23 protein-coding genes and 3 tRNA genes are annotated in these 22,223 nt (G+C 70.8%); 16 read left to right on the forward strand and 10 right to left on the reverse strand.

Translation table 11 applies throughout. From position 1 onward, the window contains the following. Positions 1 to 6: 6 nt before the first annotated feature. The 4 genes from EXE58_RS16180 to EXE58_RS16195 all read right to left on the reverse strand — a co-directional run bounded on the left by EXE58_RS16180 (position 7) and on the right by EXE58_RS16195 (position 3,512). Positions 7 to 750 (reverse strand): sirohydrochlorin chelatase, encoded by a 744-nt coding sequence (locus tag EXE58_RS16180; RefSeq protein ID WP_135268821.1) that lies wholly within the window; start codon positions 748 to 750, stop codon positions 7 to 9. A gap of 148 nt (positions 751 to 898) precedes the next feature. Beyond that, positions 899 to 1,642 (reverse strand): phosphoadenylyl-sulfate reductase, encoded by a 744-nt coding sequence (locus tag EXE58_RS16185; RefSeq protein WP_135268822.1) that lies wholly within the window; start codon positions 1,640 to 1,642, stop codon positions 899 to 901. Next, complete coding sequence (locus EXE58_RS16190; protein WP_135268823.1) at positions 1,639 to 1,800, reverse strand: Insertion element protein; 162 nt, start codon at positions 1,798 to 1,800, stop codon at positions 1,639 to 1,641. Before EXE58_RS16190 ends, EXE58_RS16185 begins: the two co-directional genes overlap by 4 nt. Next, positions 1,800 to 3,512 carry a nitrite/sulfite reductase gene (locus EXE58_RS16195; RefSeq protein WP_135268824.1) on the reverse strand — a complete coding sequence of 571 codons (1,713 nt, stop codon included), beginning with the start codon at positions 3,510 to 3,512 and terminating at the stop codon, positions 1,800 to 1,802. The genes EXE58_RS16190 and EXE58_RS16195 overlap by 1 nt, the downstream gene beginning before the upstream one ends. 344 nt (positions 3,513 to 3,856) lie before the next feature. Here EXE58_RS16195 and EXE58_RS16200 point away from each other — a divergent pair, with 344 nt between their 5' ends. Then, on the forward strand, positions 3,857 to 5,293 hold the full coding sequence (locus EXE58_RS16200) for a glycine hydroxymethyltransferase (RefSeq protein WP_135268825.1): 1,437 nt from the start codon (positions 3,857 to 3,859) through the stop codon (positions 5,291 to 5,293). Here the strand turns inward: EXE58_RS16200 and EXE58_RS16205 are convergent. From EXE58_RS16205 to EXE58_RS16215, 3 genes are read right to left on the reverse strand one after another with little or no spacing between them, the layout of a single operon-like run. Continuing rightward, entirely contained in the window at positions 5,269 to 6,528 is a 1,260-nt protein-coding gene (locus EXE58_RS16205) for an RNA polymerase sigma factor (protein WP_135268826.1), read from the reverse strand. The two genes, EXE58_RS16200 and EXE58_RS16205, sit on opposite strands and share 25 nt — an antisense overlap. Further along, the gene (locus tag EXE58_RS16210) at positions 6,528 to 6,872 is read right to left on the reverse strand and encodes a YciI family protein (protein WP_135269643.1); all 345 of its coding nucleotides are present in this window, start codon (positions 6,870 to 6,872) and stop codon (positions 6,528 to 6,530) included. Before EXE58_RS16210 ends, EXE58_RS16205 begins: the two co-directional genes overlap by 1 nt. Continuing rightward, positions 6,872 to 7,222: a YciI family protein gene (locus tag EXE58_RS16215; RefSeq protein ID WP_135268827.1), complete on the reverse strand. Its 351-nt coding sequence runs from the start codon at positions 7,220 to 7,222 to the stop codon at positions 6,872 to 6,874. Before EXE58_RS16215 ends, EXE58_RS16210 begins: the two co-directional genes overlap by 1 nt. Before the next feature lie 134 nt (positions 7,223 to 7,356). Here EXE58_RS16215 and pgm point away from each other — a divergent pair, with 134 nt between their 5' ends. After that, a complete protein-coding gene (gene pgm / locus EXE58_RS16220; protein WP_135268828.1) occupies positions 7,357 to 8,994 on the forward strand; it encodes a phosphoglucomutase (alpha-D-glucose-1,6-bisphosphate-dependent) in 1,638 nt (545 codons plus the stop codon). An 18-nt stretch (positions 8,995 to 9,012) separates the two neighbouring features. Here the strand turns inward: pgm and EXE58_RS16225 are convergent, their stop codons facing one another. The 3 genes from EXE58_RS16225 to EXE58_RS16235 form a co-directional block, all read right to left on the reverse strand. Continuing rightward, positions 9,013 to 11,274 carry a calcium-binding protein gene (locus EXE58_RS16225; RefSeq protein ID WP_135268829.1) on the reverse strand — a complete coding sequence of 754 codons (2,262 nt, stop codon included), beginning with the start codon at positions 11,272 to 11,274 and terminating at the stop codon, positions 9,013 to 9,015. Positions 11,275 to 11,364: 90 nt separating this feature from the next. Continuing rightward, a complete protein-coding gene (locus EXE58_RS16230) occupies positions 11,365 to 11,676 on the reverse strand; it encodes a hypothetical protein (protein WP_135268830.1) in 312 nt (103 codons plus the stop codon). A 135-nt stretch (positions 11,677 to 11,811) separates the two neighbouring features. Further along, a complete protein-coding gene (locus tag EXE58_RS16235) occupies positions 11,812 to 13,464 on the reverse strand; it encodes an acyl-CoA dehydrogenase family protein (protein WP_135268831.1) in 1,653 nt (550 codons plus the stop codon). A 72-nt stretch (positions 13,465 to 13,536) separates the two neighbouring features. On the opposite strand from EXE58_RS16235, the gene EXE58_RS16240 reads away from it, so the two are divergent. From EXE58_RS16240 to EXE58_RS16305, 14 genes are all read left to right on the forward strand, one after another. Then, positions 13,537 to 14,442, forward strand: coding sequence for a YihY/virulence factor BrkB family protein (locus EXE58_RS16240; protein ID WP_244242267.1), 906 nt, complete (start codon positions 13,537 to 13,539; stop codon positions 14,440 to 14,442). 2 nt (positions 14,443 to 14,444) lie between these two features. Beyond that, positions 14,445 to 15,530, forward strand: a complete 1,086-nt coding sequence (locus tag EXE58_RS16245; protein ID WP_244242268.1) for a potassium channel family protein — start codon at positions 14,445 to 14,447, stop codon at positions 15,528 to 15,530. Positions 15,531 to 15,535: 5 nt separating this feature from the next. After that, positions 15,536 to 16,156 carry a hypothetical protein gene (locus EXE58_RS16250; protein WP_135268832.1) on the forward strand — a complete coding sequence of 207 codons (621 nt, stop codon included), beginning with the start codon at positions 15,536 to 15,538 and terminating at the stop codon, positions 16,154 to 16,156. 101 nt (positions 16,157 to 16,257) lie between these two features. Continuing rightward, positions 16,258 to 16,330, forward strand: a tRNA-Gly gene (locus EXE58_RS16255). Positions 16,331 to 16,379: 49 nt separating this feature from the next. After that, positions 16,380 to 16,450: transfer RNA gene (locus EXE58_RS16260), tRNA-Cys, on the forward strand. Between the two features lie 44 nt (positions 16,451 to 16,494). Next, positions 16,495 to 16,569, forward strand: a tRNA-Val gene (locus EXE58_RS16265). A gap of 96 nt (positions 16,570 to 16,665) precedes the next feature. Beyond that, positions 16,666 to 17,490: an aminotransferase class IV gene (locus tag EXE58_RS16270; protein WP_135268833.1), complete on the forward strand. Its 825-nt coding sequence runs from the start codon at positions 16,666 to 16,668 to the stop codon at positions 17,488 to 17,490. Then, positions 17,487 to 17,849: a phosphoribosyl-AMP cyclohydrolase gene (gene hisI, locus EXE58_RS16275; protein WP_135268834.1), complete on the forward strand. Its 363-nt coding sequence runs from the start codon at positions 17,487 to 17,489 to the stop codon at positions 17,847 to 17,849. The genes EXE58_RS16270 and hisI overlap by 4 nt, the downstream gene beginning before the upstream one ends. After that, positions 17,846 to 18,448 (forward strand): Trp biosynthesis-associated membrane protein, encoded by a 603-nt coding sequence (locus tag EXE58_RS16280; RefSeq protein ID WP_167288958.1) that lies wholly within the window; start codon positions 17,846 to 17,848, stop codon positions 18,446 to 18,448. The genes hisI and EXE58_RS16280 overlap by 4 nt, the downstream gene beginning before the upstream one ends. A gap of 46 nt (positions 18,449 to 18,494) precedes the next feature. Then, a complete protein-coding gene (locus EXE58_RS16285) occupies positions 18,495 to 18,692 on the forward strand; it encodes an HGxxPAAW family protein (RefSeq protein ID WP_135268835.1) in 198 nt (65 codons plus the stop codon). An 84-nt stretch (positions 18,693 to 18,776) separates the two neighbouring features. Further along, positions 18,777 to 19,574: an indole-3-glycerol phosphate synthase TrpC gene (gene trpC, locus EXE58_RS16290; protein ID WP_135268836.1), complete on the forward strand. Its 798-nt coding sequence runs from the start codon at positions 18,777 to 18,779 to the stop codon at positions 19,572 to 19,574. After that, positions 19,571 to 20,818: a tryptophan synthase subunit beta gene (gene trpB, locus EXE58_RS16295; protein WP_135268837.1), complete on the forward strand. Its 1,248-nt coding sequence runs from the start codon at positions 19,571 to 19,573 to the stop codon at positions 20,816 to 20,818. The genes trpC and trpB overlap by 4 nt, the downstream gene beginning before the upstream one ends. Beyond that, positions 20,815 to 21,615: a tryptophan synthase subunit alpha gene (gene trpA / locus EXE58_RS16300; RefSeq protein WP_135268838.1), complete on the forward strand. Its 801-nt coding sequence runs from the start codon at positions 20,815 to 20,817 to the stop codon at positions 21,613 to 21,615. The genes trpB and trpA overlap by 4 nt, the downstream gene beginning before the upstream one ends. Beyond that, a complete protein-coding gene (locus EXE58_RS16305) occupies positions 21,608 to 22,222 on the forward strand; it encodes an SCO family protein (RefSeq protein WP_135268839.1) in 615 nt (204 codons plus the stop codon). Before trpA ends, EXE58_RS16305 begins: the two co-directional genes overlap by 8 nt. The last annotated feature ends 1 nt before the right edge of the window (position 22,223 follow it).

Raw genomic sequence — 22,223 nt, forward strand, 5'->3', positions numbered from 1 at the left:
GTCGCCTCAGACGGGGACCAGCTCGACGGCTCCGACGGCATAGCGGGCCAGCACGGCGCGTGCCACCTCGGGGTGGGCGCCGAGCGGGTCGGAGACGACGACGGCGCCTGCCTCGAGGGCCAGCTCGCCGGCCCGGTCGGGCAGGGTGCCCGGCGCGAGGAAGAACGACGCCACGGCGATGTGGCGCCTCCCCTCGGCCCGGAAGGCGCGCACCGCCTCGCCGGTAGCCGGAGGTGCGGCGGAGGCGTAGGCGGCGGTGACGGGCAGCTTGTGCCGGGCGCCCCACGTGCGCGCGATGCGTGCCACCGACTGGTTGGCCAGCGGGTCCGAGGACCCGGCCGCGGCCAGGACCAGGGCGTCGAGCTCGCGCACACGAGCGGCCTTGAGGGCGTCGCGCAGCCGGACGTCGAGCACCTCGAGGAAGGCGGCCTCCATGCCGAGGATGCGGGAGGCCTGGATGCGCAGGCCGGAGTGTCGTGCGCTCGCTTCCGCGATGGCCTCGGGGACGTCGACCTTCGCGTGGTAGGCCTCGGTCAGCAGCAGGGGTACGACGACGATCTCGTCGAACCCGGCCTTGACCAGACGGTCCACCACCGTCTGGAAGGACGGCTTGGAGAGGTCGAGGAACGCAGTCTCGATCCGCAGGTCGGGCCGGAGTGCCTTGACCTCGGCCACCAGGGCCTTGATCGTGGCGGCCGAACGAGGGTCCCGGCTTCCGTGGGCCAGGGCCACCAGAGCAGGAGCAGCCATCAGGGGTGCCTCCCATCGTGCGAGTTGGTGCTGGGTGAAAGGGGCTCGACGTCGTTGTCGCTTGTGCTGAGGAGGTCGCGCAGCGACCGTCTCGAAGTGCTTGTGCTGAGGAGGTCGCGCTGCGACCGTCTCGAAGTGTGGAAGAAGGTCATGAGTGGATCCCGCACTCGGTCTTGGCCGTGCCGGCCCACCGTCCGCTGCGCGGGTCGTCGCCCGGCGCCACGCGCCGCGTGCATGGCCAGCAGCCGATGCTGGGGTAGCCGTCGTGCACGAGCGGGTTGACCAGGATGTTGTTCTCGACGATGTAGCGCTCGACCTGCTCGTCGCTCCACCGCGCCAGGGGCGAGACCTTCACCTTGCCCTTGCGGGCGTCCCAGCCGATGACGGGCGCGATCACGCGGTTGTGGGTCTCGGCACGGCGCAGCCCGGTGGCCCAGGCGTCGTACCGGGCCAGGGCATCCGCGAGCGGCGCCACCTTGCGAAGGGCGCAGCACGCGTCCGGGTCGCGCTGGAAGAGGTCCTTGCCGTGCTCGGCGTCCTGCTCGGCGACGGTCTGTTTCGGTGTGATGGTGATGAGGTTGACCGGCATGGTCGCCTCCACGGCGTCACGGGTGCCGATGGTCTCGGCGAAGTGGTAGCCGGTGTCGAGGAAGACCACGTCGATGCCGGGAGCGACGGTCGATGCGACGTGGGCGAGGACGGCGTCCCCCATGGAGGAGGTCAGGCAGAACCGCTCGCCGAACGTCGCGACCGCCCACTCCACGATGACCTCGGCGGGTGCGAGCTCCAGCTCGGCTCCGGCGTGGGAGACGAGCTCGCGAAGCTCCTCGGGCGTACGCCCGGCGGTGTGGGTGCCGCGGAACTCGCGCGCAGCACGCGTCAGCGCGCTCATGAGGCACCACCCGAGCCGGCGGGGCGGATCATCCCGAGCATCTTCACCGAGAAGGCCCGCAGGCACGAGCGGCACTCCCACGCGCCTGCCCCCTCGTGGGGGAACAGGTTCTCGTCCCCGCAGTAGGGGCAGTGGAAGGGCACGGCGCGCTCACTCATCAGGCGACCTCGGGCTCCCCGCGCAGGAGGCGATCATCAGCCCGGGCGACCCATGCGGCGAACGACTCACCGTGCGCGCGATCGGCGAGGTAGGCCTCGACGACGCGGGTGACGTAGTCGTCGAGCCCTGCGCTCGTGACCTTGTGCGCACGCAGCTTCCGGCCGAGCGCCGGAGTCATGCCCAGGGCGCCCCCGAGGTGCACCTGGAAGCCCTCCACCTGGTTGCCCTCGTCGTCGAGGACGAGCTGGCCCTTGAGCCCGATGTCGGCGACCTGGGTGCGGGCGCACGCATTGGGGCAGCCGTTGACGTTGATGGAGATGGTGGTGTCGAGGTCGGGGAACCGCTTCTCGAGCTCGGTGACCAGGTTGCGCGCCCGCTCCTTGGTGTCGACGATCGCCAGCTTGCAGAACTCGATGCCGGTGCAGGCCATCGTCGCGCGCCGCCAGCCGCTCGGGCGGGCGGTCAGGCCGATCTTCTCCAGGTCGTCCGCGAAGGCCTCGGTGTCGTCGGCGGCGACGCCGATCACGACGAGCTTCTGGTAGGCCGTGAGCCGCACGCCGGTCGCGTCGTACCGCTCGACGAGGTCACCCAGCGCAGCGAGGGTGGTTCCGTCCACGCGGCCCACGACCGGTGCCGCTCCGACGTAGAAGCGGCCGTCCTTCTGCTCGTGGATGCCGATGTGGTCGCCCTGCACCGCAGGCGCGGCGGGTGAGGGGTTGTCGACCAGGGTGCGGTGGAGGTACTCGTTCTCGAGGACCTCGCGGAACTTCTCCTTGCCCCAGTCGGCCAGCAGGAACTTCAGCCGCGCCTTGGAGCGCAGCCGGCGGTAGCCGTAGTCGCGGAAGATGCCGGCCACGCCCTCCCAGGCGTCGGCCACCTCGTCCAGCGGGATCCACACGCCGAGCTGGTGCGCGAGCATGGGGTTGGTGGACAGGCCGCCACCGACCCACAGGTCGAAGCCCGGGCCGTGCTCGGGGTGCACGGTGCCGACGAAGGAGACGTCGTTGATCTCGGGCGCCACGTCGTGGCTCGGGTGACCGGTCAGGGCAGTCTTGAACTTGCGGGGGAGGTTGGAGTAGGCCGGGTTGTCCAGCGCCCTGCGCTTGATCTCCGCAAGGGCGGGCGAGCCGTCGATGATCTCGTCCTTGGCGATTCCAGCCACGGGGGAGCCGAGGAAGGGCCGGGGGCCGTCGCCGCACGCCTCCAGCGTGCTGAGGCCGACCGCCTCGAGGCGCTCCCAGATGGCTGGCACGCTCTCGATCGCCACCCAGTGGTACTGGATGTTGTTGCGGTCGGTGATGTCGGCGGTGTTGCGGGCATAGGTCGTGGAGACCTCGCCCAGGGCGCGCAGTGCGTCCGCGTCCAGCACCTGGCCGTCGGTGCGCACCCGCATCATGAAGAAGCGGTCATCCAGCTCCTCCTCCTCGAGCATGGCGGTCTTGCCGCCGTCGAAGCCCGGTGCGCGCTGGGTGTAGAGGCCCATCCAGCGGAACCGTCCGCGCAGGTCTGCCGGGTCGATGGAGTCGAAGCCACGCTTGGAGTAGATGCCCAGGATGCGGTTGCGCACGTTGAGCGGGTCGTCGTCCTTCTTGGACTGCTCGTTCTTGTTGAGGGGCTCGGTGTAGCCGAGGCCCCACTGCCCCTCGGAGCGCTTGGGGCGCGGTATCTCGGTGTGCTGGGCCGGCTCCGGCCGAAAGCGCAGGTCAGGCATGGGTGCAGTGGTCCTAGTTCGCTGAGGCCGCGCGCGTCGTTGAGCGCGGTGATGAGGTGCAGGGGCGGCGTGTTTCAGCGGGGCCAACAGATCATGCTGCGCGTGCGCATCAGGTCGACATGGCGTCGTACCACGAGATGCGTCTGCGTTGCAGCGGTGACCATGTCAAGAAGTCTCAGGGTGTGGACACGGTCGCCACAAGACGGAATCTCATGTCCTGAGATCCGCAGCCACATTCTGAGACAGTGGTCGCGCTGTCACGCGTGGACGATGCTCATCGTGAGGCCCACGTCACACGGCTCCCGCCCACTCGCCTCGCGTGCGCGTGGCCCTAGGCTGTCGCCATGACCGACTCTCTCGTCAGCAGCGCGTACACCCAGGCCCTCGAGGTCATCGGCCAGGTCGAGCCGAGGATCGCGGACGCGACGCGGCAGGAGCTCGCCGACCAGCGGAGCAGCCTGAAGCTGATCGCGTCGGAGAACTACGCGTCACCCGCCGTCCTCCTCACGATGGGGACCTGGTTCAGCGACAAGTACGCCGAGGGCACCGTCGGTCACCGCTTCTACGCCGGCTGCCAGAACGTCGACACGGTGGAGTCGCTCGCGGCGGAGCACGCCCGAGAGCTCTTCGGGGCCCCCTACGCCTACGTCCAGCCGCACTCGGGCATCGACGCCAACCTGGTGGCCTTCTGGTCCATCCTCGCCAACCGGGTGGAGTCGCCCTACCTGGAGAAGATGCAGGCCAAGAACGTCAACGAGCTGACCGAGGCCGACTGGGAGACCCTGCGACACGAGTTCGGCAACCAGCGGCTGCTCGGGATGTCCCTCGACGCGGGAGGCCACCTCACGCACGGGTTCCGCCCCAACATCAGCGGCAAGATGTTCCACCAGCAGCAGTACGGCACCGACCCCGAGACCGGGCTGCTCGACTACGACGTGGTCGCGGCCAAGGCGCGCGAGTTCAAGCCGCTGGTCCTCGTCGCCGGCTACTCCGCCTACCCACGTCGTGTCGACTTCGCCAGGATGCGCGAGATCGCCGACGAGGTGGGCGCAGTGCTGATGGTCGACATGGCACACTTCGCCGGCCTCGTCGCCGGAAAGGTGTTCACCGGCGACGAGGACCCCGTGCCGCACGCCCACATCACCACCACCACCACCCACAAGTCGCTGCGCGGACCGCGTGGGGGCATGGTGCTAGCCCAGGAGGAGTTCGCCGCGGACGTCGACCGTGGGTGCCCGATGGTGCTCGGCGGCCCGCTGTCGCACGTGATGGCCGCCAAGGCCGTGGCGTTCGCCGAGGCCCGCCAGTCCTCGTTCAAGGCCTACGCCCAGCAGGTCGCCGACAACGCCAAGTCGCTCGCCGAGGGCTTCCTCACGCGTGACGCCACCCTGGTCACCGGCGGCACCGACAACCACATCGTGCTGCTCGACGTCTCGTCGTTCGGCCTCACCGGACGACAGGCCGAGTCCGCCCTGCTCGACGCGGGTGTCGTCACCAACCGCAACTCCGTGCCGGCCGACCCCAACGGTGCGTGGTACACCTCCGGCATCCGCCTCGGGACCCCTGCGCTCACGACGCGGGGGTTCGGCCACGACGAGTTCGACAAGGTGGCCGAGCTGATCGTCGACGTCCTGTCCAACACCGAGGCCGGCACGACCAAGGCAGGCGGCCCGAGCAAGGCGTCATACGTCCTCGGTGACGGCGTCGCCGAGCGCACCAAGGCCGCCTCGGCGGAGATGCTCGACAAGCACCCGCTCTACCCGGGGCTCGTCCTCGGCTGAGCCCGGCCCAGGGCGGCTCGCTTCTCGGTGAGGTGGGCCCGCTCGACGTCGTTGGCGCAGGCGGCGAGGGCCTGGTCGTACGCCGCGCGCGCGGCGTGCACGTCACCTGAGCGTGACAGGAGCTCGGCTCGCACGGCTGCGAGACGATGCGTCGACGGAACCTCGACTCCCTCCAGGGCCGCGAGCCCGGCGGCGGCGCCGCGGTCCTCGGCGACCGCGACCGCGCGGGCCAGCCGCGCACCGGGCGACGGAGCCACCTCGAGCAGCACGTCGTACAGCGAGACGATGCGGTCCCAACGGGTCTCACTCGCCGTGGGTGCGAGCGCGTGCTCGGCGGCGATGCGGGCCTGGAGCGTGTACGACGCCGCCTGTCGTGTCAGCGGTCGGGTGAGCACCGGGTCACGGAGGAGGCCCAGGGCCTCGGCGACCTCGCCGTGGTGCCAGGCGGACCTGTCCTGGTCGGCAAGCAGGACCAGGCGCTCCGCACGCACGCGCGCGTCGCGCCGGGAGTGCTGCAGCAGCATCAGCGCGAGGAGGCCGAGGAGCACTGGCTCCTCGGGGCGAAGGGCACGCACGAGTCGCACCAGGCGGATCGCCTCTCCCGAGAGCTCGGGACGAAGGAGATCAGGGCCGGAGCCGGGGGAGTAGCCGGCGGTGAAGGCGAGGTAGGCCGTCTGCGCGACGATGTCGAGGCGGTCGGGCAGCACGGAGGCGTCGGGCACGGTGAACGGGATCCCGGCGCCGCTGATCTTCCGCTTGGCGCGAGTGATGCGCGCGGCCATGGTGGATTCCGGCACCAGGAACAGGCGCGCGATGTCGTGGGTCGACACGCCCATGACCAGCCGCAGCGACAGGGCGCTGGCCGCCTCTGTGGACAGGGCCGGATGCGCACACATGAGCACCAGGCGAAGAAGGTCGTCCTCCACGAGCCCGCCGGGGTCGGCCATGGCCGTCGCTCCGGCCTGGGCGTGCTCAGCTCGGATGACCAGCTCCGGCTCGACGCCACGAGCGACCGCCTCGTGGCGCAGTCGGTCGAGCACCCTGCGGTGCGCGGCGGTCGTGAGCCACGCCGCTGGGCTGTCGGGGACGCCGTCGACCGGCCAGCTCCGTGCCGCCGCCTCGACGGCGTCGCCGAGCGCGTCCTCGACGAGGTCGAGCCGCCTGAACCGGGCCAGGAGCCGGGCCGAGATGCGACCCCACTCCTGGTTGACGGTGTCGCCCAGGACGTCGTCCATCAGGTGATGGTGATCGTGGGCCGGATCTCGATCGAGTAGGCCGCAGGGAGGAGCTGTGCTGCCTCGATCGCCGCGTCCAGGTCGGGGAGCTCGACGTCGTAGTAGCCGCCGATCATCTCGACGGTCTCGGCGAAGGGGCCGTCGGTGATCTGCACCTCCCCGTCCCGTCGTCGCACGGTCGTTGCCTGGTCAGGCTCGGCCAGGGCCGCAGACCCGTGCTCCGTGCCGTGCTCGGCGACGTAGGCCGAGAACGCCTCGTGCTCCCGGTAGTACTGCTCGCGGACCTCCTCGCTCGCCTCGTCCCAGTCGGACGACTCGTAGGCGACGAGGAACAGGTAGCGCATCACTCGACCAGCTTGCGGAACTCGATGTGCTCGCCACGAGCGGCGAAGCGCTGGCACGCCCCGCGCAGGTCGCTCTCGTCGTCGGACTCCACGAGGTAGAAGCCGACCACCTGCTCCGCTGTCTCGGTGAACGGGCCGTCCGTGACCAGGGCGCCGCCTGAACCGTCCGGCCGCATCGACGTGGCAAGGGCGGAGGGCTCGAGCGGGCTGACCGTGACCAGGGTGTGCCCTCCTGCTTTCAGGTCCTCCTGGAACCGGACGTGCGATCGCACACCCTTCTCGTGCTCGGACTCGGGCAGTGCGGCCCACTCCGCCTCGGGGGCGGGCAGCAGGATCAGGTAGCGACTCATCGGGGTTGTGCCTCCTCGCGCATGATGGGCCGCGGGCGCGGCCTCACCACCTTGACGGACCAGGCGCCCCGGAATCGACAACTCGCGCAGAACCCTTCTTCGACGAAGCGCATCCTCCGCGCCAAGATGGCCTCATGGCCATCTCCGATCGAGCAGGAAAGCCCGCAGGGCCCGAGGACCTCGTCGACGTCGCCCACCTGGTGACGTCGTACTTCTCCGTCGAGCCCGATCCGGACGACCCGGCGCAGCAGGTGGTGTTCGGGACGAGCGGACATCGCGGCAGGGCGACCGACGGCTCCTTCAACGAGTTCCACATCGCCGCTACGACGCAGGCCATCTGCGACTACCGGCGCGAGCAGGGCTACGACGGGCCACTCTTCCTCGGCCGCGACACCCACGCGCTCTCCGAGCCGGCGTGGACCACGGCCCTGGAGGTGCTCGCGGCCAACGACGTCACCGTGCTCGTCGACAGTCGTGACGGCTACACCCCGACGCCGGCCGTGAGCCACGCGATCCTGCGCGCGAACTCGGGACGCTCCGCCGGCCTCGCTGACGGCATCGTCGTGACGCCTTCGCACAACCCTCCGAGCGACGGCGGGTTCAAGTACAACCCTCCCCACGGGGGTCCGGCAGACACCGATGCCACCTCCGTGATCGCGGCGCGGGCCAACGAGCTGGTCCGCGGCAACCTCGAGGGGGTCCGTCGCGTCGCCTTCGCCCGGGCGCGCGCCGCGTCGTCGTCGTACGACTTCCTGGGCTCCTACGTCGACGACCTGCCCAGCGTCCTCGACCTGGCCGCGGTGAAGGCGGCGGGTGTGCGCATCGGGGCAGACCCGCTGGGCGGTGCCAGCGTCGACTACTGGGGCGAGGTCGCCGATCGTCACGGGATCGACCTCACCGTGGTGAACCCACTGGTGGACCCGACGTGGCGGTTCATGACGCTCGACTGGGACGGCAGGATCCGGATGGACTGCTCGTCCCCGAGCGCGATGGCGTCCCTGGTGGCGCGCAGGTCGGAGTACGACATCGCCACCGGCAACGATGCCGACGCCGACCGGCACGGCATCGTCACCCCTGACGCCGGGTTGATGAACCCCAACCACTTCCTCGCCGTCGCGATCCAGCACCTCTTCGGCGGCGCCCGTCCGGACTGGCCTGTCGGTGCCCGCATCGGCAAGACGCTCGTGTCGTCCTCGATGATCGACCGGGTCGCCTCGTCCCTCGGCAAGGACCTGGTCGAGGTGCCCGTCGGCTTCAAGTGGTTCGTGCCGGGCCTCCTCGACGGCTCGTTCGGCTTCGGCGGGGAGGAGTCGGCCGGTGCGTCGTTCCTGCGCCGGGACGGATCGGTCTGGACGACCGACAAGGACGGCATCCTGCTAGCGCTGCTCGCGGCGGAGATCGTGGCGACCACCGGGAGCACTCCGAGCGAGCTCTATGCCCGTCTCACCGAGCAGCACGGCGAGCCTGCCTATGCGCGCGTCGACGCTCCAGCGGACCGCGACCAGAAGGCGAGGCTCGCCGCGCTGTCACCCGACGACGTGACGGCGACCTCGCTGGCGGGGGAGCAGATCACCTCCAAGCTCACCGAGGCGCCGGGCAACGGAGCCAGGATCGGTGGCCTCAAGGTCACCACCGAGTCGGCGTGGTTCGCGGCGCGGCCCAGCGGCACCGAGGACGTCTACAAGATCTACGCCGAGTCGTTCCGGGGAGCCGGCCACCTGGCCGAGGTGCAGGCCGAGGCCCGCGACGTGGTCGCCGCAGCGCTCGGCTGAGGTCGCCCTGCGTCGTCGCTAGCGGGTCCGCTCGCAGCTGCGTGCCTCCTCGACACCGACGCACACGTCCTTGCCCTTGAGCCCGAAGGCCTCGTCGTGTCCTGCGCCTCCGACGAGGCGGTCCCTTCCGCTCGTCCCCTTGAGCACGTCATCCCCACCCCGGCCCAGGGCGGTGATCCGCCGTGCGCCGCGGACCACGACCTCCTCGGCACGACCGGTGCCGACGAAGCGCCACGGCACCTCGGGGGAGTGGAAGGTGTAGTCCTCCCACCCGGTGATGGCCACGTCGAGGTCGCGACGATCCCTGAGGGTGCCCGCACCAGCGTCCATGGTCACGGTCCCGCGCAAGGACCCGGCGGTGAGCTCGAGCCGGTCCGTGCCGGCTCCGCCGTCCAGCACGGCAGCGGTGTGGGCCTCCACCGAGTCGTCGCCCGAGCCGGTGTCGATGCGCACCGGGCCCGCGCCCTGGTCGGCGTGGACGTGATCGTCGCCGTCGCCGGTGACCACTGTGTCCGTGCCTGCGGCGGTGTAGACCTGGTCGTCACCGGCACCGGTGTCGACCACGTCCGACCCGGCGCCCGCTGAGATCCGGTCGTCGGAGGGGCCGGTCGTGATGCGGTCGTCGTACGCCGTCGCGACCAGCCGTTGCAGCTCGGCGCCCTTCACCGTGTCGGATCCCTGACCCGTGACGGTGCCGGCGACCAGGTCGGCGGTGATGGGGTGGAGAGAGCTGGAGAAGTCCAGCGTGTCGGGGGTGCTGCCGCTCCAGTCGTGGACCAGCTGGTCGGGATCCCACCCACCGTCGAGGTGGTCGTTGCCGGGTCCCGGCACGAGCGTGTCACCCCTCATGAACGGAGTGGTCCAGTCGAGGCGCACGTAGGCGTCGAGGCCCCCGAGCAGCCGGTCGTCGCCCTCACCACCGGTGAGCGTGTCGGAGCCACCACCGCCGCAGATGACGTCGTTGCCGGCACCGCCGTCGATCACGTCGTCGTACTCGCTGCCCAGGATGACGTCGTCCCCCGGGGTTCCCGTGACTGGCTCGGCGAGAGGCCAGTCCGAGGATGACCTGGTGACCACGATCGTGGCCGTTCGCCCCTCGCAGCTGGGCACGGGCAGGTTGGCCCCGGACTCACAGTTGTGTGCCGTCTCGGCGTTGTCGCAGACGTCGACTCCGTCGTGGGCGTTCACCGTGTCGATGCCGGGACCGGCATCGATGACGTCGTTCCCCAAGCCGGTACGGATGGTGTCGTCCCCGCCGAGCAGCGACGCGGTGACGGTGTCGGCCCACACCTCGACGTCGTCGGGGCCGTTGGTGCCGCGATAGCTCACCGCCTCGCCCCGGAGGCTGTACTTCTCGGACGCGATCGTCGAACCGCACGGGACAGCGTCGTCGATCGCGGACGCCCCACCGTCGACGACCAGCCAGCGGCCACGGGTGGCTTCGAGGGTCACCGTGTCGTCACCGGCCCCGCCGTCCTGGTCGACGCATGCTCCGGGGGAGGACGTGAGCCGGTCATCACCGTCTCCCCCGAGGAGCCGGTCAGGGTTGGTGAAGGCTTCCAGCCAGTCGTTGCCCGGGCCGCCGTCGAGCACGTCGGTGCCGGACGGGAGATCGCGCTCGAAGTAGAAGCGGTCGATCAGCCGGTCGTCGCCCGCTCCACCGGAAAGGCGGTCGTCACCCCCGTTGCCGACCAGGGTGTCTTCGCTGGCTGCGCCGATGATCTTGTCGTCGTGGTCCGTGCCATGGATCGCGATGACTGCCTGGCCCTTGATCCGGTCGCGGCCCTCGCCCCTTGCCTTCCCCCAGCGTCCCGGGTCCCCGAGCCTGACGGTCACGCCGTGCTTGCCGCCGAGCTCCACGGTGTCGGCGTCGCCTCCGTAGGTGCGGTGCCGCCGGTCCCAGCCAGCGTGGATCGTGTCGTCCCCCGGTCCGGGGACGAGGGTGTCGCCGTACAGCTCAGGCCCGAACTTGATGTCGTCGTAGAGCTCGTCGCGACCCCCGTCGAGCAGGTCGTCGCCGCCCCCGCCGCGCAGCTCGTCGGAGCCACCCGCGCCGCAGATGACGTCGGCCCCGCCTCGACCGTCGATCTCGTCGTTGCCGGCGCCGCCGACGATGACGTCGCGTCCCGAGGTGCCCTTGATCTCGTCGGAGCCGTCGGTGCCGACGATCGTCGCCACCTTCCCGTGGCAGCGCGGCTTCTCCGCTGCCTCGGCGGCGCCGACGGGAACGACTGCGCCGAGCAGCGGCGGCAGGATGGCAAGGATGAGCGCGCGACGCATGGGTCCCCCTGGGTTCACGACTGGTCGAGGGCGATCATGGCATGCAGGCGCCGCCGGAGGGGGCGCAGACCGCAGGGTGTGTGCCAGCCGTCAGCCGCCGACGGGTCCGGCCTCGATGGGCGCCCGCTCGGAGCCCCACGCGGTGCGGGCCTGGTCGTCCTCGGCTCCGCCCTCGGCAGCGTCGATCTGGGCACGCGAGAACGACACGGCCACGATCGCGTCCAACCGGACCAGCACCTGCAGCTCGCCGTCGTCCAGGACCACCCCCAGGCCGTCCGCGCCGACGATCGTCCCGTCCAGCCAGACGCCGGAGACCAGCAGGCGCACGGCAGCGCCGGCGTCCTGCGCGTGCCGCAGCAACGTGCCGACGGTGAAGAGTGTGCTGCTCGCCCTGCCTGACATGGTCCCGCCTTTCCCCGGGAGGGTAGGCAGGTCGGCAGTCCACCCGCAACCGATCCACGGAAGGACGGCCGATCGGTCGAGTCGCATGGCCCGTTCGGGCGGGGGCGACCACGTGCGACGAGTCGAGGCTGTCGCTCAGGTGGTGGGCGTCGTGCGGTCCACGATTGAGCGCAGGCCGCCGCTGTCCAGCGTCCCGAACGTGCCGCCGTACGACGTCCCGAGGCGACTGCCGCAGAACGCGTCGGCCACCTCGGCGGGCGCGAACCGCACGAGGAGCGAGCCTTGGAGACAGGCGGCCAGCCGGCCGGCCAGGCGTCGGGCGCCGACCTCGAGCGCACCGGTGTCGCCGAGCATCGCCAGGGCCTCGTCCACGGCTCGGTCGAGGCGGGAGTCGCCGCCCCGCGCCAGCCCGATCTCGCTGAGGAGGGCGTCGAGCACCTCGGGGTCCCGGGACAGTGCGCGCAGCACGTCGAGCGCGTTGACGTTGCCCGAGCCCTCCCAGATCGAGTTCAGCGGGGACTCACGGAACATGAGCGGCAGGCCGGAGTCCTCGACGTAGCCGTTGCCTCCCAGGCACTCGAGGGCCTCGGCCACCATGGCCGGGGTGCGCTTGCACACCCAGAACTTGGCCAGCGGGAGGGCGATGCGGCGGAACGCCGCCTCGCGCGGGTCGTGAGCATGGTCGACCGCGGAGGCCAGGCGCATCGCCAGGGCCGTGGCGGCCTCGGACTCCACGGCGAGGTCGGCGACGACGTTCTGCATGAGCGGCTTGTCGACCAGGAGCCCGCCGAAGGCCTCGCGGTGGGCGACGTGCCAGGACGCCTCGGCCAGCGCGTGTCGCATGAGCGCTGCCGACCCCAGCACGCAGTCGAGGCGGGTCGCGGCCACCATCTCGATGATCGTCCGGACACCGCGCCCCTCGTCGCCGAGTCGCTGGGCCAGGGTCCCGGCGAACTCGATCTCGCTCGAGGCGTTGGAGCGGTTGCCCAGCTTGTCCTTGAGGCGCACCACGTCGAGCTGGTTGCGCGTGCGGTCGGCAAGGATCCTCGGGACCACGAAGCACGTCAGACCGCCCGCCGCCTGGGCGAGCACGAGGAACATGTCGTTCATCGGCGCGGAGGTGAACCACTTGTGGCCGTGGAGGGTGTACCACCCGTCGTTGCTCGTCGGGGTTGCGCGAGTGAGGTTGGCGCGGACGTCGGATCCGCCCTGCTTCTCGGTCATCCCCATGCCGGCCAGGACGCCGGCCTTATCGCCGGGCGCCCGCAGGCCGGGGTCGTAGTCACGAGAGGCGAGGAGGGGAGTCCACTCCTTGGCGATCGCCGGGTCAGCGCGCAGCGCGGGGACAGCCGCGTAGGTCATGGAGATGGGACAGCCGTGACCGGGCTCCGTCTGGGCCCAGGCGAAGAAGCCGGCCGCGCGCCTGAGGTGGGCGTGGGGAGCGCCTGCCTCCTGCTGCTCCCACGGGGCCGCCTGGAGGCCGTGGCCGACGGCGCGCTCCATCAACCAGTGCCAGGAGGGGTGGAAGCGGACCTCGTCGACGCGGTTGCCCCACCTGTCGTACGACGTGAGCTCGGGCGGGTGCTGGTTGGCCAGCATCCCGTGCTCCCGCGCCTCCTCGGTGCCCGCCTCGCGCCCCAGGTCGGCCAGGTCGTCGAGGACCTCGGCCGAGCCGTGACGGGTGACGGCCTCGACCAGCGCGACGTCGCTGGTCACGACGTCGTGGCCGACGAGTGGCGGTGCCTGGTTGGTCGAGGAGCGTGCTGAGACGGTGTGCTGGTCGGACATGGCTTCACCGTAGGCGCTCGCCACGCCCACCGGTGCCCGATGTGGACGATCCGGGTCGATAGCGTGAGCGGCATGCGCGAGGACCTGTGGCGGATCATCGTCACCACGGTCGGCTCGTGCATGAGGCACCGGGTGACCGGGCTCGCGGCCGAGGCGGCGTTCTTCGCGGTGCTCTCGGTGCCCCCGCTGATCTTCGCCCTGGCCGGCGCGGTCGGTTACGTGGGGGACCAGTTCACCGCCGCCCAGATCGACGACGTGCGCAATGCCGTGCTCGACCTGACCAGGCAGGCGCTCACCGACTCAGCAGTCAACAAGATCATCGAGCCGACGATCGACGACGTCCTCCGAGGCGGTCGCTACGACGTCATCTCGATCGGCTTCGTGCTGGCCCTGTGGTCAGGGTCGCGCGCCCTGAACGTCTTCGTCGACACGATCACGATCATGCACGGGCTCGGCGGACACCGGGGGATCGTCGCCACCCGGGCGCTGTCGTTCGTGCTCTACGCGCTGGCGATGGTGACCGGCGCCATCAGCATCCCCTTGGTCGTGGCCGGCCCTCGACTGGTCGACCGGGTGCTGCCCGAGAGGCTGAGCATCCTCAACGAGCTCTACTGGCCGATCGTGATCGTGCTGTGCATCTGCTTCCTGGCGACGCTCTACCACGTCTCGGTGCCGGTGCGGACCAACTGGAGCTTCAACCTCCCCGGCGCGACGTTCTCCCTCTTCTGCTGGATCGCGGGCTCCTTCGTCCTCCGCTGGGTGCTCACGGTCACCGCGGCCGAGTCGAGGTCCATCTACGGGCCGCTCGCCGCGCCCATCGCCGTGCTGCTGTGGCTCTACCTGCTCGCGATCGCCGTCCTCATCGGCGCAGCAGTCAACGCCGCGTTCGACACCGTCTTCCCCCAGAAGAACACGACGCGTGCCCGACTCGAGCTCGTGCAGCGGCTGCGCGAGCGGATGAGCGTGCGAGACTCCTGATCGTGTCGTCGTCCGTCCCGCCACCCACCGCCGGAAGCGTCGCCCTCCCGGCGACCCAGCGATCGCCGTGGTGGGAGCTCGGTCGTCGGCTCCTGGCGGCGTTGGCGATCCTGGTCGGCACGGTCCTGCTCGTGTGGTTCGACCGCGAGGGATACATCGACGGCAACGACCCCACCGGTCAGGTGGACCTGTCGGACGCCATCTACTACACCACGGTGACGCTGAGCACGACCGGTTACGGTGACATCGCCCCCGTCAGCGAGCAGGCGAGGCTCGTCAACGCGTTCCTGATTACGCCGGCGCGCATCGGGTTCCTGGTGCTGCTCATCGGCACGACCCTCGAGGTGCTCGCCTCGCAGGGACGAGAGATGTTCCGGGTGGCCCGGTGGAGGAGACACATGGACAAGCACGTCGTCGTCGTCGGCTACGGCACCAAGGGCCGCAGCGCCATCGACACCCTCGTGCGCAACGGCTACGACCGGGAGGGTGTGGTGGTGGTCGATCCCACCTCGCTCGCGGTCGGGGAGGCCAACCGCGACGGGCTGGCGGCGATCCTGGGAGACGCCACGCACCGCGGAGTGCTGCGGCAGGCCGGCGTCGACAAGGCGACCCACGTCATCATCACCACCGACCGGGACGACTCCAACGTCCTCGTCACCCTGACCGTGCGCCAGCTCAACCCTGACGCCTGGATCGTGGCCTCGGTGCGCGAGCAGGACAACGTGCCCCTGATGCGCCAGTCGGGCGCCGACTCGGTGATCACGTCCTCCGACGCCGTCGGGCGGCTGCTCGGGCTCTCCTCGATGTCGCCCACCCTGGGCTCGGTCATGGAGGACCTCCTCACCTACGGCGAGGGCCTCGAGGTCGCCGAGCGCGACCTCCTCGTCACCGAGGTCGGCAAGCAGCCCCAGTCGCTGCCGGACCAGGTCATCGCCGTGGTCCGCGACGAGAAGGTCCACCGCTACTTCGACCCGGTCGTCTCGCTGCTGGCGCGCGGCGACCGGCTCATCGTCGTACGCCCCGCGCGGGAGCGGCCCTGGGCGCCTCGGCCCGGCACCCACAACGAGGACCTCGCCGAGGAGGCCTGACCCGTTTGATCGCCTCCCACGAGCACCGCTTCATCTTCATCAAGACGCGCAAGACGGCCGGCACCAGCCTCGAGATCGCACTCTCGCGGCACTGCGGCCCCGACGACATCATCACGCCCATCAGCCCTGACGACGAGGTTCTTCGCCGCAAGGCGGGGGGCCGGGGGCCGCAGCACCACGACACCGACCCCTCGTGCTACGCCCACATGACCGCCCGCCGGGTGGTCAAGGTCGTGGGGAGGTCGACCTGGGACGACTACTTCACCTTCGCGGTCGAGCGGAACCCGTTCGACGTGGTGGCCTCGTCCTGGCGCTTCAGCGCCCGGAAGGAGGGCTTCGAGAAGTCCTTCGCGGAGTTCGTACGCTCGCCGAGGGTCGGGCGGCTGGCACGCAACGAGCGCCTATACCGGCTCGGCGGTGCCGTGGCAGTGGACCACGTCTACCGCTACGAGGACCTCGGCGCGGCCGTCGTCGACCTCGGGGAGCGGTTCGGCATCGACCTCGACCTGCCGCACGCGAAGGCGAGCAGCGGGCCGCACTACCGCGACCTCTACGGGCCCGGCGACGCCGAGATCGTGGCGCAGCACTTCGCGCGCACCATCCGTGAGTTCGGCTACGAGTTCTGACCCTCGACCGTCGACACGCCGGGGGGCGATTTTGGCCCCCGAAACCGCATGGGCTACTGTTCCTCTCGCGCTCAGGGACGGGAAACCGGCCTCGGGAGCAGGCGGACATAGCTCAGTTGGTAGAGCGCAACCTTGCCAAGGTTGAGGTCGCGAGTTCGAGTCTCGTTGTCCGCTCGGAAGGTCTCCGCCGTAAGTTACGAGCCTCCAGCAGTTGGACCTACACGGTGGGTTGGCCGAGAGGCGAGGCAACGGACTGCAAATCCGTCTACACGGGTTCAAATCCCGTACCCACCTCGCAAAGAAAACTCAACAGCACCACCCCGCACTGCATCACACAGGGGCGATTGGCGCAGCGGTAGCGCGCTTCCTTGACACGGAAGAGGTCACTGGTTCAAACCCAGTATCGCCCACCAACGAGAACCCGTCGGTCCGAGGATCCATCCCCGGAGCGGCGGGTTCTTCCGTGTCCCGACACCGTCGACCTGCCGACCGTCACTAGGCTCAAGCGCATGCGCGTGTGGATGAACGGTGCCCTGCTCGACGACGTCCACGCCCCGGCGGTCTCGGTCACCGACCACGGGCTGACGGTCGGCGACGGCGTGTTCGAGTCCGTGAAGACTCTGGACGGCGTGCCGTTCGCCCTCGAGCGTCATCTCGCGAGGCTGGAGCGGTCCGCGGTCGGCCTCGGCCTGGACGCCCCGGACCTCGGTGCCGTGCGGCTCGGGGTGGCGGCCGTGCTGGAGGGCGTGGACGACCCCCTGGGCCGCTTGCGGATCACGCTCACCGCCGGTCCGGCGCCCATGGGCTCGGCACGGGGAGAGGGGCCGCCGACCCTCGTGGTCGTCCACGGCCCCCTCGAGCCCGCTCCGCCCACCACGCAGGTCGCCACGGTGCCGTGGACCCGCAACGAGCGCGCGGCGACCGCCGGCCTGAAGACCACGTCGTACGCCGACAACGTGATCGCTCTCGCCCACGCGAAGGAGCAGGGCGCCTCCGAGGCGGTCTTCGCGAACACGCTCGGGCACCTGTGCGAGGGCACGGGGTCCAACGTCTTCTACGTCGTCGACGGGGAGCTGCGCACCCCCACCCTCGACAGCGGCTGCCTGGCCGGGGTCACCCGGGCCCTGGTGCTCGAGTGGTGCGGCGCCCGTGAGGTCGACGCGCCTCTCGAGGAGGTCGTGGCCACGATGAGCGAGGCGTTCCTCGTGTCCACGACTCGCGACGTCCAGGCGATCAGCCGCTGGGACGCCCGCGTGCTGCCGGCACCGGGCCCGGTCACTGCCGAGTGTGCGGCGACCTGGGCGTCCCGCGAGCCTGAGACCATGGAGCCGTGACCGACCTTCCTCCCGCCGTCGCCGAGCGGCTCAAGCGCAGCGCCGACGGCCTCGTGCCCGCCATCGTCCAGGAGCACTCCACCGGAGAGGTCCTGATGCTTGCCTGGCTCGACGACGAGGCGCTGGCACGGACTCTCGAGACCGGGCGCGCCACCTACTGGTCGCGCTCGCGCAAGGAGTACTGGGTGAAGGGGGAGACCTCCGGACACCACCAGCGCGTCCGCGAGGTGCGCCTCGACTGCGACGGCGACACCGTGCTGCTCAAGGTCGACCAGGAGGGGGCGGCCTGCCACACGGGGAGGCACACCTGTTTCGACGCCGACCTGCTCAAGTCCTTCGACGAGGACGCCCGCACGTGACCGATGTGGCAGCACCCGACCGACGGCGCACCTTCGGACCGGTCGTGCTGGTCGGGGTGGCCGCAGGGGTCCTCGCGGCCGTGGCGGCCAACCGGCCCTGGGTGAGCGGCTCCGCGGGTGCGGTGGACACGAGTGCCGGTGACGAGCTCACGTCTGTCCTGCGGCTGGACACCTTCCAGCAGTCGCCGCTCGCGGGCGCGCTGGCGCTTCTCGTGCTGGCCTGCTGGGGAGTCCTCCTGGTGACGAGAGGGCTCTTCCGTCGTGGGGTCGCCGTGCTGGGCGCGCTGGCGGCGGTCGCGCTCCTGGTGACCACCGTCCTGGCGCGGGGCTCCCTGCACGACTCCCTGGCGCAGGCACTGCGCGAGGCAGCCGCGGCCCCCACCGCGCAGGTCTCGGTGACCGGGTGGTGGTGGGTGGCCCTGGCGGCGTCGGTGGTGGTCGTCGTCGCCTCCGTCGCGGCCGTCGCCCTGGTGGCCGCCTGGCCCGAGATGGGCGCGAGGTACGACGCGCCTGCCCAGGGGGAGCCCCCCCTCCGTGAGCCAGAGACCAACCTCGACATCTGGAAGGCCCTGGACGAAGGCCACGACCCGACCGCCTAGACTCCTGCCGCACGCAGGACCCGCACGTCGACGAAGGAGCACATCCATGGCACACCACGGCAACACCCCCGCGGCCTGGACCGCGGTCGCTGTCGCGATGGTCGGCTTCGTCGTGGGGAGCATCGCGCTGATGCTGACCCCCATCAACCTGCCGATGCTCTACGTCGGGCTGGCGCTGGCCGCGATCGCGCTGCCCGTGTTCCTGGTGATGTCCAGGCTGGGCTTCAACTCCACCGACCACTGAGACACGACCGAGGCTCCCGGCCCGGCGGTCTCGGTCACTGAGTCCGGCCCCGCGCGCTCTGGGACCGGGTGAGAGGGTTGGCGCATGCGTGCGACCGGTTCCGTGCTCGATGAGATCGTCGCCGGTGTCCGCGAGGACCTGGCCCGTCGACAGGCGGAGATGCCGCTGGACAGGCTCCGCACTCACCTCGACGGCGCTCCCGCGCCGCGCGATCCCATGCCGCACTTCCGAGCCCCCGGCTCGAGCGTGATCGCCGAGGTCAAGCGCAAGAGCCCCAGCAAGGGCGCGCTGGCCGAGATTCCCGACCCTGCGGCGCTCGCTGCGGCCTACCAGAGCGGGGGAGCAGCAGCGATCTCCGTGCTCACCGAGGAGCGTCGTTTCGGGGGCAGCCTCGGCGACCTGCGAGCCGTCCGCGCAGCGGTGGACGTCCCCGTCCTGCGCAAGGACTTCATCGTCGAGAGCTACCAGCTCGTCGAGGCCCGGGCCGCCGGCGCCGACCTGGCGCTCCTGATCGTGGCCGCACTCGACGACGACACGCTTCGTCGCCTGCACGACGAGGCCCGCGAGCTTGGCCTGACCGTGCTCGTCGAGACGCACGACGAGGCGGAGGTCGAGCGGGCCCTGGGAGTCGGCGCAGAGCTCGTCGGCGTCAACTCGCGCAACCTCAAGACCCTCGAGGTGGACCCTGACACGTTCGGACGCCTGGCCCCGCTGATCCCCGGCGACGTGGTCAGGGTCGCCGAGTCCGGGATCACCGGGCTCGCCGACGTCGAGAGGTTCGTGGGCGAGGGTGCCGACGTGGTGCTGGTGGGCGAGGCGCTGGTGCGCGACGGCGACCCCGAGACGGCAGTGAGAACGATGACGGGAGTGAGCCGCGCATGAGTGGACCCAGCACGACCTTCGAGGCCGACGACCGGGGCTACTTCGGCGGGAGCTGGGGCGGCCGCTTCATGCCGGAGGCCCTCGTCGCGGCCCTGGACGAGCTCACCGACGCCTGGCAGGGCGCCATGGCCGACGCCACCTTCGTGGACGAGTTCGAGCGGGTGCTGCGCGACTACGCCGGGACCCCGAGCCGCCTCTACCACGCCGAGAAGCTCTCGGCGCAGGTCGGCGCCCGGGTCCTCCTCAAGCGCGAGGACCTCAACCACACCGGTGCCCACAAGATCCGCAACGTGATGGGCCAGGCCCTGCTCACCAAGAGGATGGGCAAGCGCCGCGTCATCGCCGAGACCGGTGCCGGGCAGCACGGTGTCGCCAGCGCCACGGCTGCCGCCTACTTCGACCTCGACTGCACGGTCTACATGGGCGCGGTCGACACCCGTCGCCAGGCGCTCAACGTCGCCCGCATGCAGCTCCTGGGCGCCACGGTCGTCCCCGTCGACTCCGGCAGCGCGACGCTCAAGGACGCGATCAACGAGGCGCTTCGCGAGTGGGTCGCCACGGTCGACCACACCGCCTACCTCTTCGGCACCGCAGCCGGTCCGCACCCCTTCCCGAGCATGGTGCGCGACTTCTGCCGCGGCATCGGGGACGAGGCGCGCCAGCAGTGCCTCGACCAGTACGGCGTCCTTCCCGACGCCGTCGCCGCGTGTGTCGGCGGGGGGTCCAACGCGATCGGGTTGTTCACCGCGTTCCTCGAGGACGAGGACGTGGAGATCCACGGGTTCGAGCCGGGCGGGGACGGCATCGAGACCGGACGGCACGCAGCGACGATCCACGCCGGGGCGGCCGGCGTCCTCCACGGTGCACGCACCTTCGTGCTCCAGGACGAGGACGGGCAGACGGTGGAGTCCCACTCCATCTCGGCCGGGCTCGACTACCCCGGGGTCGGCCCGCAGCATGCGCTGCTCGCCGCGTCGGGACGGGCGTCGTACACCCCCGTCACGGACGCCGAGGCGATGGAGGCCATGGCACTGCTGAGCCGCACCGAGGGGATCATCCCGGCCATCGAGTCGGCGCACGCGGTCGCCGGTGCGCTGGGCGTCGCCCGGCGACTGGGAGCCGAGAAGGGACCGGACGCGACGGTCCTCATCAACCTGAGCGGTCGCGGCGACAAGGACATGGGCACCGCCATCGAGTGGTTCGGCCTCGGCGGCCCCGGTGCGTCCCAGGAGGGGGCGGAGTGACCTCGGCGAAGGACGCCTTCGACAAGTCCGCGGCCGACGGCCGGGCCGCCCTCGTCGGCTACCTGCCTGCCGGGTTCCCGACGGTCGAAGGGTCGATCACCGCCTTGCGGACCATGGTCGACGCCGGCTGCGACGTCATCGAGATCGGGCTGCCCTACAGCGATCCGGTGATGGACGGCCCGACCGTGCAGGCCGCCGCCCAGCAGGCCCTGGACCGAGGCGTCCGCACCACCGACGTCCTGCGTGTGGTCGAGGCGGTGGCCGCGACCGGCGTGCCGACCCTCGTCATGACCTACTGGAACCCCATCGAGCGCTACGGGGTGGAGCGCTGGGCCGCTGACTTCGCGAGTGCCGGGGGAGCAGGGCTGATCACCCCTGACATCACCCCGGACCACAGTCCCGACTGGATCGCAGCCGCTGACGCCCACGGTCTCGACAAGGTGTTCCTGCTTGCTCCGAGCTCGACCGACGAGCGCATCGCCATGACCACCGCCGCCTGCCGCGGGTTCGTCTACGCCGCCGCCGTGATGGGAGTGACCGGGGCCCGGTCGAGCACCTCGGGCCTCGCGGAGCCGCTCGTGGCCCGTGCTCGCACCACCACCGACCTGCCGATCGGGGTCGGCCTCGGCGTCAGCAACGGGGTGCAGGCAGCCGAGATCGCGGCCTACGCAGACGGGGTCATCGTCGGCTCCGCGTTCGTGCGCACGATCCTCGACCACCCCGGTGACGAGGAAGCCGGCCTCGCCTCGCTGCGTGCCCTGGCCGAGGACCTCGCCGAGGGGGTACGTCGTGGCTGAGCGAGGAGCGCTCCCGATCGTCGGTCTCCTGCTGGCAGGGATCCTCAGCGCATGCGGTGGATCGCCGGCGGCCACGCCCGGCGACGTGTCCGGCACCCGCCTCGACGACGGCACCTTCGAGGTCTCGGCGACGCCCCTGGTCGACCCGGGCGGGGAGCCCTACAGCCTGGCCGACGACACCGAGAAGCCCCTGACACTGGTCTTCTTCGGCTACACCCACTGCCCGGACATCTGCGGCCAGGTGATGGCCACCCTGGCCGGGACGATGACCCGCCTGGACGATGCCGACCGTGAGGACGTCGACGTCGTGTTCGTCACGACGGACCCTCAGCGTGACGACGAGGCCGTCGTCGAGCGGTACGCCACGAAGTTCGACGCCGACTTCCTCGGGCTGACCGGTGACCTCGACGACATCGTCGAGGTCGCCCAGTCCATCGGGATCGGCGTCGAGCAGGGCGAGAAGCTCCCCAGTGGCGGCTACGACGTGACCCACGGCACCCAGGTGATGGCCTTGGACGACGACGACCAGGTGCCGGTCTACTGGAGCCACGAGGTCTCGCAGGCCGACCTCGCGCGCGACGTCCAGCTGCTCCTCGACGAAGGGTGAT

Source organism: Nocardioides seonyuensis, from assembly GCF_004683965.1.
GTDB classification, from domain to species: Bacteria; Actinomycetota; Actinomycetes; order Propionibacteriales; family Nocardioidaceae; genus Nocardioides; species Nocardioides seonyuensis.